The following is a 15,465-nucleotide window of genomic DNA, read 5'->3' on the forward strand; positions in this document are numbered from 1 at the left end:
CAATTCATGCACGCTGCTACCATCAGCAAAGATCGCCCATGAATCTCGAAATCGCACTCGCCATCTTTGCCTACGTCGTGCTGGTGCTCTCCATCACCATTCACGACGCCACGGAGGCCATGGTGGCCTTCCGTCTCGGTGACCCGACGGCCCGCATGCTGGGGCGTACTTCGCTCAATCCCATCAAACACTACGACCTCTTCGGTACGGTCATCTGGCCGCTGCTCTACATCTTCCGCACGCCGCTGGCGCTTGGCTGGGGCAAGCCTGTCCCGGTTACGCCACGCAACTTCCGCAAGCCGGTGCGTGATGAGATCCTGGTGGCTCTCTCCGGTCCCGTAGCAAACCTTGCGCTTGGCCTTATCTGCCTGATTCTGCTGGTGATCCTCAAGCATGCCAGCCCCATGGCCGCGCAGTCGCTCGGTGTTGCGCAGGCGCTTGCCCTGCGGGACAACTCGATCGCCACCACGGACCTGCCCGCGCTCTTCCCCCTGATCCTGATGCTCTACATCGGCATCGTCACCAACCTGCTGCTCTGCATCTTCAACCTGGTGCCGCTGCCCGCCTTTGATGGCGGACGCATCCTGCGGAACTTTCTGCCCTACAACGCGCAGAAGACCTACGACTCCATCGGCCTGTATTTGATGTTCGGTTTCTTCTTCCTCGGCTTCCGCTTCATCATGATCTTCTTCGTGCCGATGTTCATGTTCTTCAACAGCCTGCTGTTTGCGCTGTAGCCGCTCATTTACCATCAAACTCTAGCTATGTCTGACGTTGAAACCACCTCGCGCCGCCGCGTGCTCTCCGGCATGCGGCCCACCGGCAAGCTCCACCTGGGCAACTACATGGGAGCGCTCTACAACTGGGTCCGCCTCCAGGACCAGTACGAGTGCTACTTCTTCATCGCCGACTGGCACGCGCTCACCACCGACTACGCCAATCCCGGCAACGTGAAGCAGAAGTGCTTCGATGTCGCCGTCGACTTCCTCGCCGCCGGCCTTGACCCCGAGAAGTGCGTCATCTTCCGCCAGTCTCACGTGCCGGAGCACGCCTCCCTGCACCTGCTCTTCAGCATGTTCACGCCGCTGGGCTGGCTGGAGCGCGTGCCCACGTATAAGGATCAGCAGGAGCAGCTTCGCGAGAAGGACCTCGCCACCTACGGCTTCCTCGGCTACCCGTTGCTGCAGTCGGCCGACATCCTGCTCTACAAGCCCGACTTCGTTCCCGTCGGTCAGGACCAGGTTGCACACGTCGAGCTCACCCGCGAGGTCGCACGCCGCTTCAACCAGCTTTATGACTCCCGCTGGTCTGAGGCCATTGCGCAGGCTGTCTCCGACAAGGAGAAGATCAAGGCTGAGGTCTCGGCCAACTCCGTCGATCTCATCTTCCCGGAGCCACAGGCGCTTCTCACTCCCTCGCCCAAGCTCCCCGGTCTCGACGGCCGCAAGATGAGCAAGAGCTATGGCAATACCCTCATGCTCTCGGAGACTGAGCCGGATATCCGCGCCAAGCTGAAGACCATGGTCACCGATCCGGCGCGCGTTCGCCGTACTGACCCCGGAAACCCGGACGTCTGTCCGGTCTTTGATCTGCACAAGGTCTTCTCGCCTGCCGAGAAGCAGACCGAGGTCCGCGAAGGCTGTACCACCGCCGGCATCGGCTGCATCCAGTGCAAAGGCTGGCTGGCGGATGCCGTCGTTGCCGAACTCGCTCCCATCCAGGAACGCCGCGCCAAGTACGAGGCCAACCCGGGGCTGGTTATCGACATCCTGGCCGCCGGTGCCGAACGCGCCCACGCCAAGGCCGCTGAGGCCATGCAGGATGCCCTGGTCGCTCTCGGCATGGAATAAGAAAACTCATCGGAACACAAGAAAGGGACGGCATCCTGTGCCGTCCCTTTCTTGTGCGGAAAATTAGTGCTTCGGCTTTGCTAATGGGACGGTTGCCAGCAGTTGCGCGGAAGGTGTACGGACGCGACGGTAAACCCCCGTGTTGGTATAACTGTTGCCCACGCCGTCTTTTGACGTGGTGGTGACGGTCATCGTGCGTCCATCGGCAGAGAGCGTGCGTACGCTGGTGGCCACTCGCTCCACACCTCGCAGATACTCCGCGACAACCCGGTTCCGGCCAAGGCGCCTGACCGCGACCGGCAGAAGGATTCCTTTGGCTCCGCTCACCACGGCGGGAGGCCCGTCGTAGATCGCCGTGTAATCCGCCGTAAAGGAAACCCCGGTACGCAGCAGCGTCTCGGAGTGATAGTGAACGCCGCTACCGGCCTCCACCATCTCGATGGTCATGCTCTCCGGCAGCCCGGAGACGTACTTTGAGCGTTTGGTGTCCATCACCCATTTCCCGAGAAAGGGGTCGGCCGCGCAAAGCACGGCCGGACACGTGAGAAGGAAGAGGAGTGCAAGGAATCGGACAAGTCTCATAGGGTCAGGCCTTTCCTTACAGGGTGCGCAGAAAGTCCAGGAGAGACTGCTTCTCGCGCTCGTTCAGGCCATTGAAGCGGCGGACGACATTGTTTGCCTCCGATGGTCCGTAGCTATAGGAATCGCGGTCCTTGGACGGGTTATCACCGCCGTCCGATCCGCGATAGGAGGCATGGTCCTGGATCGCGGTCATCAGGTCGTCGGTACGTCCGTCGTGCAGGAAGAAGATTCGCTGGCCCAGTCCCCATAGCGGTGTTGTGCGAAACTCGTCCGGCCCGGCGTTGCCCTGCACAATGTTGTCGGCCAGCGTGGCTCCCATGCGATGGACCAGCAGGTCAGAGTACAGGTTGACCTGTTGCCCTCGCAGGGCCACAGTTTGTGGCCCGATCTGCTCCGCGGGAGAGCCCGGGTTTGCCGTTCCAGGCGTCGTGAACGACGGTGTATGGCAAAGCGCGCAGCCAACTTCTCGGAACAGCCGTTCGCCGCGTTTTGCGCTCTCCGACTGCGCTGCCAGCGCCGGAGCATCCACAAAGCGCATGAACTCGGTGAACATCAGCCAGGCGGGCATGATCTTCAGCGGATCGTGATAGTTCGCTTCCGTTGTACGGGGAACGTCGAAAGGCTCGTAGGAGAGATTGCAATCCTTGTCCTCAGACTGCGTGATGGGAAACAGGTCGTTGCTGATGCCCATCTCCACGTTGTAGGCCTCGCCGGCAAACAGGGTCAGGGAAGCGTTCTGCGCCTTCCATCCAAAGCGTGCGATGGTGCCGTTATTAGCCACCAGGTTGGGGTGGCCTTCAATACCCAGCAGCCGCTTCAGCTCCCGGTTGGCATTCATGTTGTCGCGAATGGCGGAGTCCTGGATGGACTCAATCAGGCCCAGGCCGAACAGCTGCAACGGAATGCGGTACGACAGGTTGTTGCGCCGCAGCTCCCGGTCGAAGTCCGGCTGCTGCAACTGGCAGGCGGGTGCGTCCGCTCTTCCGGCGACAGTAAAGAGCTGGTGGACCCCACCATCGCGGCTGCCGTCCTTGTTGAACTTGAACCGCACCTCGCGGAAGGCGCCGTCTGCCTCTTCAAAAGAAGGAATGGTATTGCTGGCGCCCAGGCGTTTGCCCACCACAAAGGCGACGTTCTTGCGCGTCGCGCTGCCACCGATCATGGGCTGGAAGTGGCAGATAAAGCACTGGTCGGCATTGAAACGCGGTCCCATGCCGGCGGAGTTCACCAGCTTCAGGGGCGAGAAAGGGTTCTGCGGATCAGGATCGATGGGCATGGTGCCCTGCGGCTGCTCGACACAGGTGTCACAGGTGCCCTCCAGTTCGGAAACACGCAGAAGGCTCTCGGCAAAGAGCGAAATTTCGTTGGCGTTCAGCCCTGGTACCGGCAGGGGGATGGTGGAGGAAGGGTTTGGCCGTGGTCCGGGGTCTTTTGCGCGGAAAAAGTTTTCGCGGAACTGGCCGTGGAGCAGGGGGGTGAGCAGAAGCAGAAGAAAAGCGATCGAAATTCGAACAGAAGAGAAAGATCGGCGTGGTTTCAAGGAAGTGGGCTCCGAGGGAGAGGGATGTATCGCAACCGCATCGTCAACGGAGCACTCTCCCGCACGCAGTCCATGCGGAATGTGCGTGGGTTCTCTCTGCGGACATCTCGCAGAAAGTGGGTCTGAGGCTCCGTCGATTGCCTCCGAGAGTAGGATCTGCACCTGTTTTGCGTCTTGAGGATTGGCTCAAGGATTTCTCATTTTGTTGTTATGTCGCGGAAATCCTTTGATTTCATACATTTTTTGCCAGGGAGAGTTGGAGGCTGACCGCAATTTGCGAGAAACACTGGACGGCGGAAGGCAGAAGGAAGGCAGCAGGCGGGAGTTGCCCCGCGCCACTCTCCGGGCTGCCGGAGAGCGAAATTGCCGTGGCTGCGCGGTAGAGGGGTATCTGCCATCGTTTAGCCCCCTTGCCAGCGCATGAGAAAATAGAAGACGAATGATCTCCGTTTCCAACGTCTCCATGCGCTACGGCTCGAAGGTGCTCTTCGAAGACGTATCCACCACATTTATTTCCGGCCGCCGCTACGGTCTCACCGGGCCCAACGGCGCCGGCAAATCCACCTTCATGAAGGTGCTGACCGGCGAGCTAGACGCCCAGAAGGGCAATGTCGTCCGCCCCAAGAAGCTTGGCGTGCTGCGGCAGGACCAGTACGCGTTTGACGCCTACCGCGTCATCGACACGGTCATCATGGGCAACAAGGCCCTCTGGGCCGCTCTTGAAGAACGCGACGTGCTCTATGAGAAGGCCGAACTGACCGACGACGACGGCATCCGCCTGGGCGAGCTCGAAGGCGTCATCGGCGAAGAGGACGGCTACGAGGCCGAGTCCAACGCCGCCGTTCTGCTGCAGGGTCTGGATATCGCCGACGAACTGCACGAGCGCAAGATGGGCGAGCTGCAGGGCGGCCAGAAGGTCCGCGTTCTGCTGGCACAGGCGCTCTTCGGAAACCCGCAGGCTCTGCTGCTGGACGAGCCTACGAACTACCTCGATCTCGAGTCCATCCACTGGCTGCAGGACTTCCTCGTCCGCTTCGATGGCACGCTGATCACCATCTCGCACGACCGCCACTTCCTGAACGCGGTCTGCACCCACATCGCCGACATCGACTACCAGACCATCATCACCTACAACGGTGGTTACGACGACATGGTGCTGCAGAAGACCCAGGTCCGCACCCGCATTGAAAGCCAGAACGAGCAGCGCGAAAAGAAGATCGCCCAGTTGAACGACTTCATCGCTCGCTTCTCGGCCGGTACCCGCAGCTCGCAGGTGAACTCGCGTAAGAAGGAAGTCGAGCGCCTGCAAACCACGGACCTGGCCCGCTCCAACATCCAACGCCCGTTCATCCGCTTCGACATGCTGCGCCCCTCCGGCAAGCACATCCTCGAGGTGGAAGGTGTCTCCAAGTCCTATGACACCACGGTCTTCACCAACTTCAATTCCGCCGTCATGCGCGGAGACAAGGTGGTGTTGATCGGTCGTAACGGTACCGGAAAAACGACGATGATCAAGTCGTTGCTGGCCGGTATGCCGGAGACGGACGACAAGGAATTCACGCGCGATAGCGGCGAGGTGAAATGGGGACACGAAGCCAACATCGGCTACTTTGCCCAGGACCACACCGGCACCGTCACCAAGGGGATGACCGTCGCCGATTGGCTGCACCAGTTCGATGAGAAGGCCACGGAAGAAGACATCCGCGGCATCCTCGGCCAGATGCTCTTCCGCGGCGAAGAAGGCCTGAAGAAGACCGATGCTCTGTCGGGTGGCGAACAGGCCCGCCTGATCTTCTGCAAGCTGATGCTACAGAAGCCGAACATCCTGATCTTCGATGAGCCGACCAACCACCTTGATCTGGAGTCAATCAATGCTCTGAACCAGGCCCTGCAGAAGTTTGAGGGCACGGTTCTTCTGGTCACGCATGACGAGGACCTGATCGATGAAGTCGGAACCCGCATCTGGCACTTTCAGGATGGCAAGGTGGAGGACTTCAAGGGTCCGTACGCCGAATACCAGCAGGTCTTGGCTTCCGCAAAGAAGTAAGCTCCGCAAAATTGCACCGCTTGTATGACGTCGTCATGCAGGCGGTGCAGTTTGCATGGAAAGAATCATTCGTGATTCTTTTTCTTGACAACCCGTCTGTGGTCACTGACCGTAGATTCAACACCTAACAGGTTTTCGGGCGCAGCCGTATTCAACGAGCGCGTCACGAGTTCACCGGGATTCACCGAAAGAACACTTCGAAACCTTCGATTTTTGTTTCGCCCTTTTGAGGAGTGACGTATTCAATGAAGATTGCAAAAATCTGTAGCACACGTGTATTCGCGGCCGTGCTCACAGCCGGACTGGCCTTTGTCCCGGCTAATGTGATTCTTACCCCGCGCGTTCTGGCTCAAACCGCCGCCACCGGCACCATCTCCGGTACCATCTCGGACGCCTCCGGCGCCGCAGTTCCTTCGACCTCGGTAACCATCATCAACACCGATACCGGTGCTACCCGCACCCTCACCACCAACAGCGAAGGCTACTTTACCTCCACCTTCCTGCAGCCCGGACATTATGAAGTCATTTCCGGCGGCACTGGGAATTTCGGTAAGGTAGATCGCAAGAATCTGGTCCTGACTGTCGGTCAGACCCTGACGGTGGATTCCACCCTTCCCGCTGGTTCGGTTACAACCGATGTGACGGTCACGGACGCATCGCCGCTGATCGATACGGAAAAGTCGGAAGTATCGCAAACGGTTGGTGAGAATCTCGTTTCCAACCTGCCGGTTAACGGCCGCCGCTACGATAACTTTGTGCTGCTGACCCCAAACGTTGTTCCTGATGGAAACAGCGGTCTGATCTCCTATCGTGGTATCTCCGGCCTCTATAACACCAACCTGATCGACGGCGCCAACAACCAGCAGGCATTCTTCTCGGAGGCTCGCGGACGCGCTATCGGTGCTCCGTATGTGTTCTCGCAGGACTCGATCAAAGAGTTCCAGTCCTCTGCTTCGGGTTACTCAGCAGAGTTCGGTCAGGCCGCTGGCGGCCAGATCAACGCCATCTCGAAGTCGGGTACAAACTCCTTCCATGGCGATCTGTTTTATTACCTCCGCTATCCTTCCCTCAATGCGCTCGATCCTCTCTCCAAGTCGCAGGGACGTGCTGCAAATAACCCCTTTCTGCTTACGCCGACCGTTCGTCAGCAGCAGCAGTTTGGCGGTTCCGTGGGCGGAGCGATCATCAAGGACAAGCTCTTTTACTTCTTTACCTATGACGGTTTCCGCAAGGTAAATCCTCTGCTTTACACCTCGTCGGTGACTTCGACCCAGCTCGCGGGATTCCGTTGCCCCACAGCCGCTACCACGACTCAGTGCACCAATGCGAAGAACTACATTCTGGGCAATCAGGGCGCAGCCTCTCGTAACCTGAAGCAGGACATCTTCTTCCCGCGCCTGGACTGGCAGCTCAATGACCGGAACCACGTCAGCGCCGAGTTCCTTTACCAGAACTATTCTCAGCCTAACGGCTACACCACTTCCGCTACCGCAAACAACTCTTCGGTCAGCACAAATGGACGTGCCGACTTCCACGAGCGCTTCTTCATTGCAAACTGGGAGAGCGTTCTCTCCAGCCGTTCTACTAATGCTGCCCGCTTCCAGTGGGCCCGCGATCTGGAAGTAACGGGAGCCAATTCCCCCGGACCGAACGTTAGCATCAGTGGTCTGTTCGCCTATGGTTTGCCTAACGCCCTGCCGCGTGGCGCTTTTCCGGATGAACATCGCTGGCAGGCTGCGGATACCTACTCCCTTACGCGGGGTAAGCACACCTTCAAGGCCGGTGTTGACGTCAACCTGATCCACGAAGTCATCGCGAACCTCTTCCAGGGTGGTGGTCTTTACACCTATTCCTCTCTAACCGGGCAGTGCGTCGGGGGTGTACAGACCTTCGGTTGCGCGACGTTCACCAACACCACTGAGGCGGCCTTCTCGAACTGGGTGCAGGATGTTTACGGTCTGAACGGTGGCCGTCACTACTCCAACTTCACCCAGGTGAACGACCCCATCACTGGTCGCGGTCTCGATGACTTCTGGAATAAGAACCTCGCAGGCTTTGTAGAGGATTCCTGGAAGGTAACGCCTTCATTCACCTTCAGCGCTGGTGTCCGCTATGACGTTCAGATGGTTCCCCAGCCGCCGAGGCCTTACACCAACAGCTATAACGGCGTGCCCAGTCCCCTGGCCAATTCCGTTACAAGCACCATTCATACCAACTACAAGATGATCCAGCCCCGCATTGGCTTTGCATGGTCGCCCATGCCTGGCACCGTGGTTCGTGGCGGCTACGGTATCTTCTATGGTCTAACTTCGAACTCGACCTTCTATGCAACGCGCGTCGAAAACGGTGTCTTCCAGCAGCAGTACAACTACCCTGTCATTACCACTGCTGGCAACACATCGGCGAGCACACCTACGACGTATAGCTGGGCAAACGGCGCACCGAACAACACCAATGTGCTGTTTACGCCTCCGGGACCGGCACTTGCAGCTCCTTTCGCAGGTGCTCTTACTCCTCAGGTTGCACCGGGAGGTGTAACGCCTCAGCCCTTTGCTTTCCGTGGACAGGACAGAAACTTTACTAATCCGTACACGCACTCGATTGATCTTGGTGTTGAGCAGGAACTGCCGGGGCATATCAGCCTTACGCTCGCTTATGTAGGAACGCGCGGAATGCGTCTGCCCTACTTTATCGACTCCAACCTGCCGCGCACTTCGCTGACGCGTACCTATACTGTGACGGAGGCTAGTGGTCGCGTTTCTACCGTTACCGTTCCGTTCTATTCCAATACGCTCACGCGACCGTCTCCAAATGACCAGATTATTCTGACTGGTTATAGCGGTCTGAACTCCTGGTACCACTCCGGTGCATTCTCGGTGCGCAAGCCGTTCAGCCATGGTCTTGAGCTGCTGGTGAACTACACGTGGGCCAAAGCGATTGACGGTTCCCAGGTCTCCGGACAGAACGGAACCTTCAACGGAACGAACACAATTCTCGATCCGTTCAACCTCAAGAATCCGGGAAGCCTGAGCGAGTACTCACGTTCGGATCTGGACATGCGTGGTCGCTTCGTCGGCAGCGTCGTGTACGCTCCGACCTTTGGTATCGCCAATATGTACCTGCGTACCTTGGCAAACGGCTGGTCTATCTCCGGTACGGCTACGGAGCAGACGGGACTGCCCCTCACTCTCAACATGAGTGGCAGCGTCACGGGTGGTATTGATGGTGGTGTCACTGGCGCACAGGTTAGCCTGTTCGCTTCTAACACCTCGGGACGTGCTCCTCAGTTCCGCCGCAATTCGATGCCTGGTCCTGGTATCCGCAACGTGGATGCTCGTGTCTCCCGCGATATCCCCATCCACGACAAGATCAAGATGCAGGTCTTCGTGGAGGCGTTCAACGTCGCAAACCGCCGCCACATCATCTCGCAGAGTACCTCGGCATACCAGTTCACTGGTACGAACACCATCAGCGCGATTACAACGGGCACACTGTTTGGAGCTCCTACCAGCACCAGCAGCGTTCTCTTCGGACCTCGTCAGATGCAGTTCACCGCCAAGCTGTTCTTCTAAACAGAAAATCAATTCCTACCAAAAGCCCCGGTCTCGGCCGGGGCTTTATTCTTGATGCCAATGCTCTCGCGCCGTGCTCTCTTTCGTCTTCTTGCTGCCGCCCCCTCTTCCTATGCGCTGTCACAGAGCTTTCTTCCACTCCCTGCGCGACGTTCCGGCGAACTCGATATTCACCACATCGACACCGGCCGTGGGAACAGCACCCTGATCGTTGGCCCTGATGGCACAACGCTTCTGGTCGATGCAGGGGCCTCGGCGGTCACGCTGGATACCTCCGCTCCGCCTCGCCCCAATGCATCCCGCCGTCCGGGCGAATGGATCGCACGCTACGCTCAGAAGGTGAGCCACGCAGACTACCTGGACTACGCTCTCATCACCCATATTCATCCGGACCACACCGGAGACGTGACACCCGGGTGTCCCCTATCCAGCAGCGGAGCCTATCGTCTGACCGGTATCAGCGATGTCGACGCTATCCTGCCCATCCGTACCGTGATCGACCGCGCCTTCCCCGACTTCGGATCCGCCAAACCGCTGAACGCGCCCTTCGCGGCGAACTATCTGGCCTACCTGCAAGAGCGCGTCGCGAAGAAACGCGCGGTCCAGTCCGCCATGGTTGGGTCTATCTCGCAACTCCAGTTGAAGGATGTACAGACCCGGGTACTTGCTGCGAACGGCCGCATCTGGACAGGCTCAGGAACCAGCAGCCGCCTGCTCACGCCGCAGGGCAGAGCGCTCTCCGCGGAAGAGCAGCCGAATGAGAACTTCTATTCCATTGCGCTGCGCCTGCAATTCGGTAATTTCAGCTACTACACCGGTGGAGATCTGGCGTGCGATACGCATGACGGCCGCGTTCCCTGGCTCGACAACGAGACCCCGGTCGCCCGTCTCGCCGGCAGGACAGACGTCGCCGCCGCAAACCATCATGGCTATTTTGATTCCACCGGCGCAGCCTTTACGGACGCTCTCGACGCGCAGGCGTACATCGTGCAGGCATGGGACGTTGGCCACCCAGGCCCGGCGCAGGCGCAGCGCATGCTGGGCGAATGGCCCGGCGCGAAGAAGCACGACGTCTATGCGCTGGAATCCTTGCCGGCGAACGCCCTGATCAACAGCCGCTTCACCCCACGCTTCAAAAGCCGGCAGGGACACGTCGTGGTCCGCGTCGCCGCAGACACAAAGAGCTTCCGTATCCATCTGCTGGATGCGACAAACGAAGATATGGCTGTCCGCTGGGTCAGCGATCCGTATCGGTGTAGGGGATAAGAAGGATGGTGCACCCGAGAAGATTCGAACTTCTGACCTACAGCTTCGGAGGCTGCCGCTCTATCCAGCTGAGCTACGGGTGCACTTGTCTTTAAGCGTAGCACGGTGCAAGGAAAAGGCCGACTGCCTTATGCTGTTGGCGAACAGGAGAGGACGATGACCGCGAAACGAGCAAACGCAGATCAAGCTGCCGCTACTGCGCTGGATAGCGCAACGAATCTCCTGGCCGTGCTAAAAGCGCGTTTTGAGAAGAACACACGCCGGCACAAAGGAATAATGTGGGACTCGGTCGAAAAGCGTCTGCGCAAGAGTGCGGACGCTTTTCGGATATTAGAAGAAATGGAACGAACCGGCGGAGAGCCGGATGCCGTAGGCAGGGAGGATGAGGTGATCCTCTTCTTCGACTGTTCGGCTGAAAGTCCGAGCGGTCGAAGGAGCCTGTGCTATGACCACAAGGCGTTGAACGCCCGCAAAGAGCACAAGCCCGCAAACAGTGCGATAAATCTGTCGGAGTCGATCGGTGTGGAACTGCTCACCGAAGAGCAATATCGCTATCTGCAAACATTGGGTGAGTTCGACACCAAAACATCGAGCTGGATACAGACGCCGGAGCGGATCAGAAAACTCGGAGGCGCCCTATTCTGCGATCGCCGTTATGACACGGTCTTCGTGTATCACAATGGAGCGGAATCCTACTATGCAGGGCGCGGCTTTCGCGGCTGTCTGAGGGTGTGACGAACCTACTTCTTCTGCTTCTCCAGCTCCTGCATCACAGACTGGATCAGGTCCTTGGCTCCGTCAATCTGCGACAGCACAAACTGCAGGTCCAGCGCTGGAACGGCGGGGTTCCGCTGCGAAGTGCAGTACACGCCGTGCTGACCGACCATCGCAAGAGCATCGGTCAGCACGTCAAGGGTTACGGCCAGGCGGCCGCGCGCGGCGCCCATCATGAACTCGTATTTCTCGAGCTCCTCGCGGCGGTCCTGAAACACGTTGGCCAAGCTACCACTCCTTCGCTGCGGAGTCAGGTGTCATCGGTGTCTTGGCTACAGGAGCATGCCAGCGCAGAATCGGCTTACGGGCAGCCGTAGTCTCGTCCAGGCGGCGAAGGCGCGTGGTGTAGGGCGCATTCTTCACCAGTTCAGGATTCTCCTCGGCCTCGCGTGCAATCTGCCGCAGAGCGTCGACCAGCAGGTCCAGCTCCTCGCGGCTTTCGCTCTCCGTCGGTTCAATCATCATCGCGCCGGAGACGATCAGCGGGAAGCTGACCGTGTAGGCATGGAAGCCGTAGTCCAGCAGCCGCTTGCCCATGTCACCAGTCTTCACGCCGTTCTTTGCCTGCAGCTTGTCGCTGAAAACAACCTCGTGCATGGAGGCGGTCTTGAATGGCAGTTCGAAGACGTCCTCCAGCTTGGCGCGCAGGTAGTTGGCGTTCAGCACGGCGTCTTCGGTGGTCTGGCGCAGGCCATCCGGACCGTTGGCCAGAATGTAGGCCAGCGCGCGGATAAACATGCCGAAGTTGCCGTACCAGGCGCGCACACGGCCAATGCTCTGCGGACGGTCATAGTTCAGTGTCAGCGTCCCGTCAGTCTTGGTTGCCAGCACGGGCGAAGGCAGAAACGGCTCCAGGATCTTCTTGCAGGCCACCGGACCCGAGCCCGGGCCACCACCGCCGTGCGGGGTAGAGAAGGTCTTGTGCAGGTTCAGGTGCATAACATCTACGCCAAAGTCGCCGGGGCGGGTCTTGCCCACCAGCGCGTTCATGTTCGCGCCGTCCATGTACAGCAGCGCGCCCTTGGCATGCAGAATGTCGGCAATCTTGTGAATGTCGCTTTCGAAGACGCCGATGGTCGACGGGTTGGTCAGCATCAGCGCCGCCGTATCCTCATCTACCAGCTTCTCCAGCTCTGCCAGGTCCACCATGCCCTCAGCGTTCGACTTCAGGTTCTGCACCTGGTAGCCGACAACCGCCGCGGTTGCGGGGTTCGTGCCGTGCGCCGAGTCAGGAATCAGCACCTTCTTGCGCGGGTTGCCCTTGCTCTCATGGTAGGCGCGCACCAGCAGCATGCCGGTAAATTCACCATGCGCTCCGGCAGCGGGCTGCAGTGTGATGGTGTCCATACCGGTGATTTCGAGCAACGCATCGCTCAGCACCTTCATGATCTCCAGCACGCCCTGCGACAGCGCCTCGGGCTGGTAAGGATGCGCCTCGGCCAGACCTTCCAGCCGGGCCACCAGCTCATTCACGCGGCCGTTGTACTTCATCGTGCAGCTGCCCAGCGGGAACATGCCAAGGTCAATGGCATAGTTCCAGGTGGAGAGGCGCGTGAAGTGCCGCACAATCTCAATCTCGCTCAACTCAGGCATCACGCCCAGGTCCGTGCGGACTGCATCGCCCAGCAGGGCGGCGGCGTCAATGGCCGGAACGTCCAGCTCCGAGAGACGGTACGCCTTCTTACCCGGCGACGACTTCTCGAAGATCAGATCTTCGTTCTGGTTGACGTGGACAGTGGCTTTCTTCGGTGTTCCTACGAACTTTTCGTCTGCCATGTTTCTTCCTTAGAACTCGTAAACCTCGCCACCGGCGGTCAGTTCGCCAGCCTGCGAGGTGTTCAAATCTTCTTCGCGGAGTGAGAGTGCAAAGGCCACTCCGTTCTCAAATTCCATCGTCAGCTCCACGCCCTCAACGTATGTTGAAGCCGTGATGCTGAGGCCGATGACAAAGCAAAGCGCATCGCGATAGCCCGGCTCGCCAAAGCCGATGGAGATACCATCCGGATCAGCGACCAGCGGCCATGCATACAGGCTCAGTACTTTCTCATCGAAGCGCAGGCTCACCTGGTCGAGAAAGAACTCGACCGAGTTGAGCCGTTCGCCAACAAGAAGTTCGGAGTCCATTACTTCAGCGCCTCGGCTGCCGCGTCGATCTGTACCTTCGTCGTCAGCTCAGTCGCGCACCACAGGGATGCATTCGGTCCAAGCTCGGGGTAGAACTTCTCGAGCGGCAGGCCGCCGACAATCTTCTTCTCCAGTAGACCGGCATTGGCAGCTTCCGCCGACTTGGCGCCCTGCAGCACAAACTCGTTGAAGCGCGGAGCTCCGCCAAACAACACCTTGCCCGTCGCGCCAATCGTCTGCGCGGCGTAGTGTGTCTTGGCCAGGTTCTGCTCGCCCAGCTCCTTCAAACCCTTGCCGTAGACCGTCAGGAAGACCGTGACCATCAGCGCCACCAGGGACTGGTTGGTGCAGATGTTCGAGGTCGCCTTCTCGCGGCGGATGTGCTGCTCGCGGGTGCTCAGCGTCAGAACAAAGCCGCGCTTGCCATCCAGGTCCTTGGTCTCGCCCGCAATACGGCCCGGCATCTGGCGCAGGAACTTCTCCTTGCAGGCGATGACACCGCAGTACGGTCCACCATAGCCAACGGGAACGCCAAAGCTCTGCGCCTCCATGGAGACGATGTCAGCCTCCTTCGGAGGCTTCACAATGCCCAGCGAAACAGCCTCTGCGATCGAGACAATCAGCAGCGCACCCTTCTTGTGAGCAATCTCCGCAATGGCAGCCACGTCCTCAATCGTTCCGAAGAAGTTCGGCGACTGGATCAGAACGCAGGCTGTGTCGCTGGTGATCGTGGCATCCAGCTTCGCCAGGTCCACACGTCCGGTCTCGCTCGCGTAGTCCACCTCGGTGATCGGGATCTCCTGGTGCTGCACGGTCGTCTTCAGGACCTCGCGGTACTCCGGATGCACGGTGCGTGCTACCACCGCGCCATTGCGCCCGGTAACGCGAACCGCCATCATCACGGCCTCCGCGGCGCCGGTCGAACCGTCGTACATCGACGCGTTGGCAATCTCCATGCCGGTCAGTTCGCAGATCATCGTCTGGAACTCGAACAGCGCCTGTAGCGTGCCCTGCGCAATCTCTGGCTGGTACGGCGTGTAGCTGGTCAGAAACTCGCCGCGCGAAACGACGGTATCAATCAGCACCGGGCGATAGTGGCGGTACGCGCCCGCGCCCAGAAAGCTGGCATAGCCGGTGGCGTTCTTCTCGGCAAAGGCCTTGAAGCGCTCAATCACTTCCTGCTCGCCATGCTGGCGAGGGATGTCGAGGTCGCGCGTCAGGCGATACTCCGCCGGAACGGTCGAAAACAAATTGTCGATCGACGGCACGCCGATGTCGGCGAGCATCTCTTTACGATCGCTCGGACTCTTCGGTAGGTAGCGCATTAGTGACCCGTCTCTTCGCTGATGAACTTCTCGTAGTCGGCGGCGGAGAGCAGGCTCTCAAGCTGCGCGGCATCGAACTCGGCCTTGATGATCCAGGTAGCGTTCGCATCCGAGTTCACCGTCTCCGGAGCGGAGTTCAGCGCCTCGTTGATCTCCAGCACCTTGCCGTTCACCGGCGAGTACAGGTCGCTGACGGCCTTGACGGACTCAACCGTGCCAAAGCTCTCACCGGCCTTCAGCTCAGCGCCCACCGTGGGCAGCTCAACAAAGACGATGTCGCCCAGCGTCGACTGCGCGTAGTCGGTGATGCCGATCTTGCCATCGGCGGAAATCCACTCGTGTTCCTTGGTGTAGCGATACTCGGTTGGGTAAGCCATCTGTGTGC

Annotated in this window: 13 protein-coding genes and 1 tRNA gene; 6 read left to right on the top strand and 8 right to left on the bottom strand. The window is 59.3% G+C overall.

Annotation, left to right across the window (positions count from 1 at the left end; genetic code table 11):
• Window positions 1-38: 38 nt before the first annotated feature.
• Together OHL13_RS16150 and trpS are read left to right on the top strand one after the other, a co-directional pair.
• Complete coding sequence (locus tag OHL13_RS16150) at window positions 39-737, top strand: site-2 protease family protein (RefSeq protein ID WP_263411158.1); 699 nt, start codon at window positions 39-41, stop codon at window positions 735-737.
• A 27-nt stretch (window positions 738-764) separates the two neighbouring features.
• On the top strand, window positions 765-1,850 hold the full coding sequence (gene trpS / locus OHL13_RS16155; RefSeq protein WP_263411159.1) for a tryptophan--tRNA ligase: 1,086 nt from the start codon (window positions 765-767) through the stop codon (window positions 1,848-1,850).
• 63 nt (window positions 1,851-1,913) lie between these two features.
• Here the strand turns inward: trpS and OHL13_RS16160 are convergent, their stop codons facing one another.
• Entirely contained in the window at window positions 1,914-2,342 is a 429-nt protein-coding gene (locus tag OHL13_RS16160; protein ID WP_263411160.1) for a hypothetical protein, read from the bottom strand.
• A 106-nt stretch (window positions 2,343-2,448) separates the two neighbouring features.
• A complete protein-coding gene (locus tag OHL13_RS16165) occupies window positions 2,449-3,972 on the bottom strand; it encodes a di-heme oxidoredictase family protein (RefSeq protein WP_263411161.1) in 1,524 nt (507 codons plus the stop codon).
• A gap of 439 nt (window positions 3,973-4,411) precedes the next feature.
• Between OHL13_RS16165 and OHL13_RS16170 the strand changes: the two genes are divergently transcribed.
• The 3 genes from OHL13_RS16170 (at window position 4,412) to OHL13_RS16180 (ending at window position 10,857) form a co-directional block, all read left to right on the top strand.
• Entirely contained in the window at window positions 4,412-6,019 is a 1,608-nt protein-coding gene (locus tag OHL13_RS16170; RefSeq protein WP_263411162.1) for an ABC-F family ATP-binding cassette domain-containing protein, read from the top strand.
• A gap of 245 nt (window positions 6,020-6,264) precedes the next feature.
• Window positions 6,265-9,591 carry a TonB-dependent receptor gene (locus OHL13_RS16175; RefSeq protein WP_263411163.1) on the top strand — a complete coding sequence of 1,109 codons (3,327 nt, stop codon included), beginning with the start codon at window positions 6,265-6,267 and terminating at the stop codon, window positions 9,589-9,591.
• Window positions 9,592-9,645: 54 nt separating this feature from the next.
• On the top strand, window positions 9,646-10,857 hold the full coding sequence (locus tag OHL13_RS16180) for a ComEC/Rec2 family competence protein (protein ID WP_263411164.1): 1,212 nt from the start codon (window positions 9,646-9,648) through the stop codon (window positions 10,855-10,857).
• 6 nt (window positions 10,858-10,863) lie between these two features.
• Here the strand turns inward: OHL13_RS16180 and OHL13_RS16185 are convergent.
• Window positions 10,864-10,940 (bottom strand) — tRNA-Arg (locus OHL13_RS16185).
• 73 nt (window positions 10,941-11,013) lie between these two features.
• On the opposite strand from OHL13_RS16185, the gene OHL13_RS16190 reads away from it, so the two are divergent.
• Window positions 11,014-11,592, top strand: coding sequence for a DUF4256 domain-containing protein (locus tag OHL13_RS16190; protein WP_263411165.1), 579 nt, complete (start codon window positions 11,014-11,016; stop codon window positions 11,590-11,592).
• Between the two features lie 5 nt (window positions 11,593-11,597).
• On the opposite strand, the gene OHL13_RS16195 is transcribed toward OHL13_RS16190, so the two are convergent.
• Genes OHL13_RS16195 through gcvH form a run of 5 tightly spaced genes read right to left on the bottom strand, consistent with a single transcriptional unit; the run spans window position 11,598 to window position 15,457 of the window.
• Window positions 11,598-11,849: a hypothetical protein gene (locus OHL13_RS16195; protein WP_263411675.1), complete on the bottom strand. Its 252-nt coding sequence runs from the start codon at window positions 11,847-11,849 to the stop codon at window positions 11,598-11,600.
• Window positions 11,850-11,859: 10 nt separating this feature from the next.
• Window positions 11,860-13,407 (bottom strand): aminomethyl-transferring glycine dehydrogenase subunit GcvPB, encoded by a 1,548-nt coding sequence (gene gcvPB / locus OHL13_RS16200; protein WP_263411166.1) that lies wholly within the window; start codon window positions 13,405-13,407, stop codon window positions 11,860-11,862.
• A 9-nt stretch (window positions 13,408-13,416) separates the two neighbouring features.
• Complete coding sequence (locus tag OHL13_RS16205) at window positions 13,417-13,755, bottom strand: hypothetical protein (protein ID WP_263411167.1); 339 nt, start codon at window positions 13,753-13,755, stop codon at window positions 13,417-13,419.
• A complete protein-coding gene (gene gcvPA / locus OHL13_RS16210) occupies window positions 13,755-15,080 on the bottom strand; it encodes an aminomethyl-transferring glycine dehydrogenase subunit GcvPA (RefSeq protein ID WP_263411168.1) in 1,326 nt (441 codons plus the stop codon). Before gcvPA ends, OHL13_RS16205 begins: the two co-directional genes overlap by 1 nt.
• Window positions 15,080-15,457: a glycine cleavage system protein GcvH gene (gene gcvH / locus OHL13_RS16215; protein WP_263411169.1), complete on the bottom strand. Its 378-nt coding sequence runs from the start codon at window positions 15,455-15,457 to the stop codon at window positions 15,080-15,082. The genes gcvPA and gcvH overlap by 1 nt, the downstream gene beginning before the upstream one ends.
• Window positions 15,458-15,465: the final 8 nt, after the last annotated feature.

It is taken from the genome of Terriglobus tenax, from assembly GCF_025685395.1.
GTDB lineage: Bacteria > Acidobacteriota > Terriglobia > Terriglobales > Acidobacteriaceae > Terriglobus > Terriglobus tenax.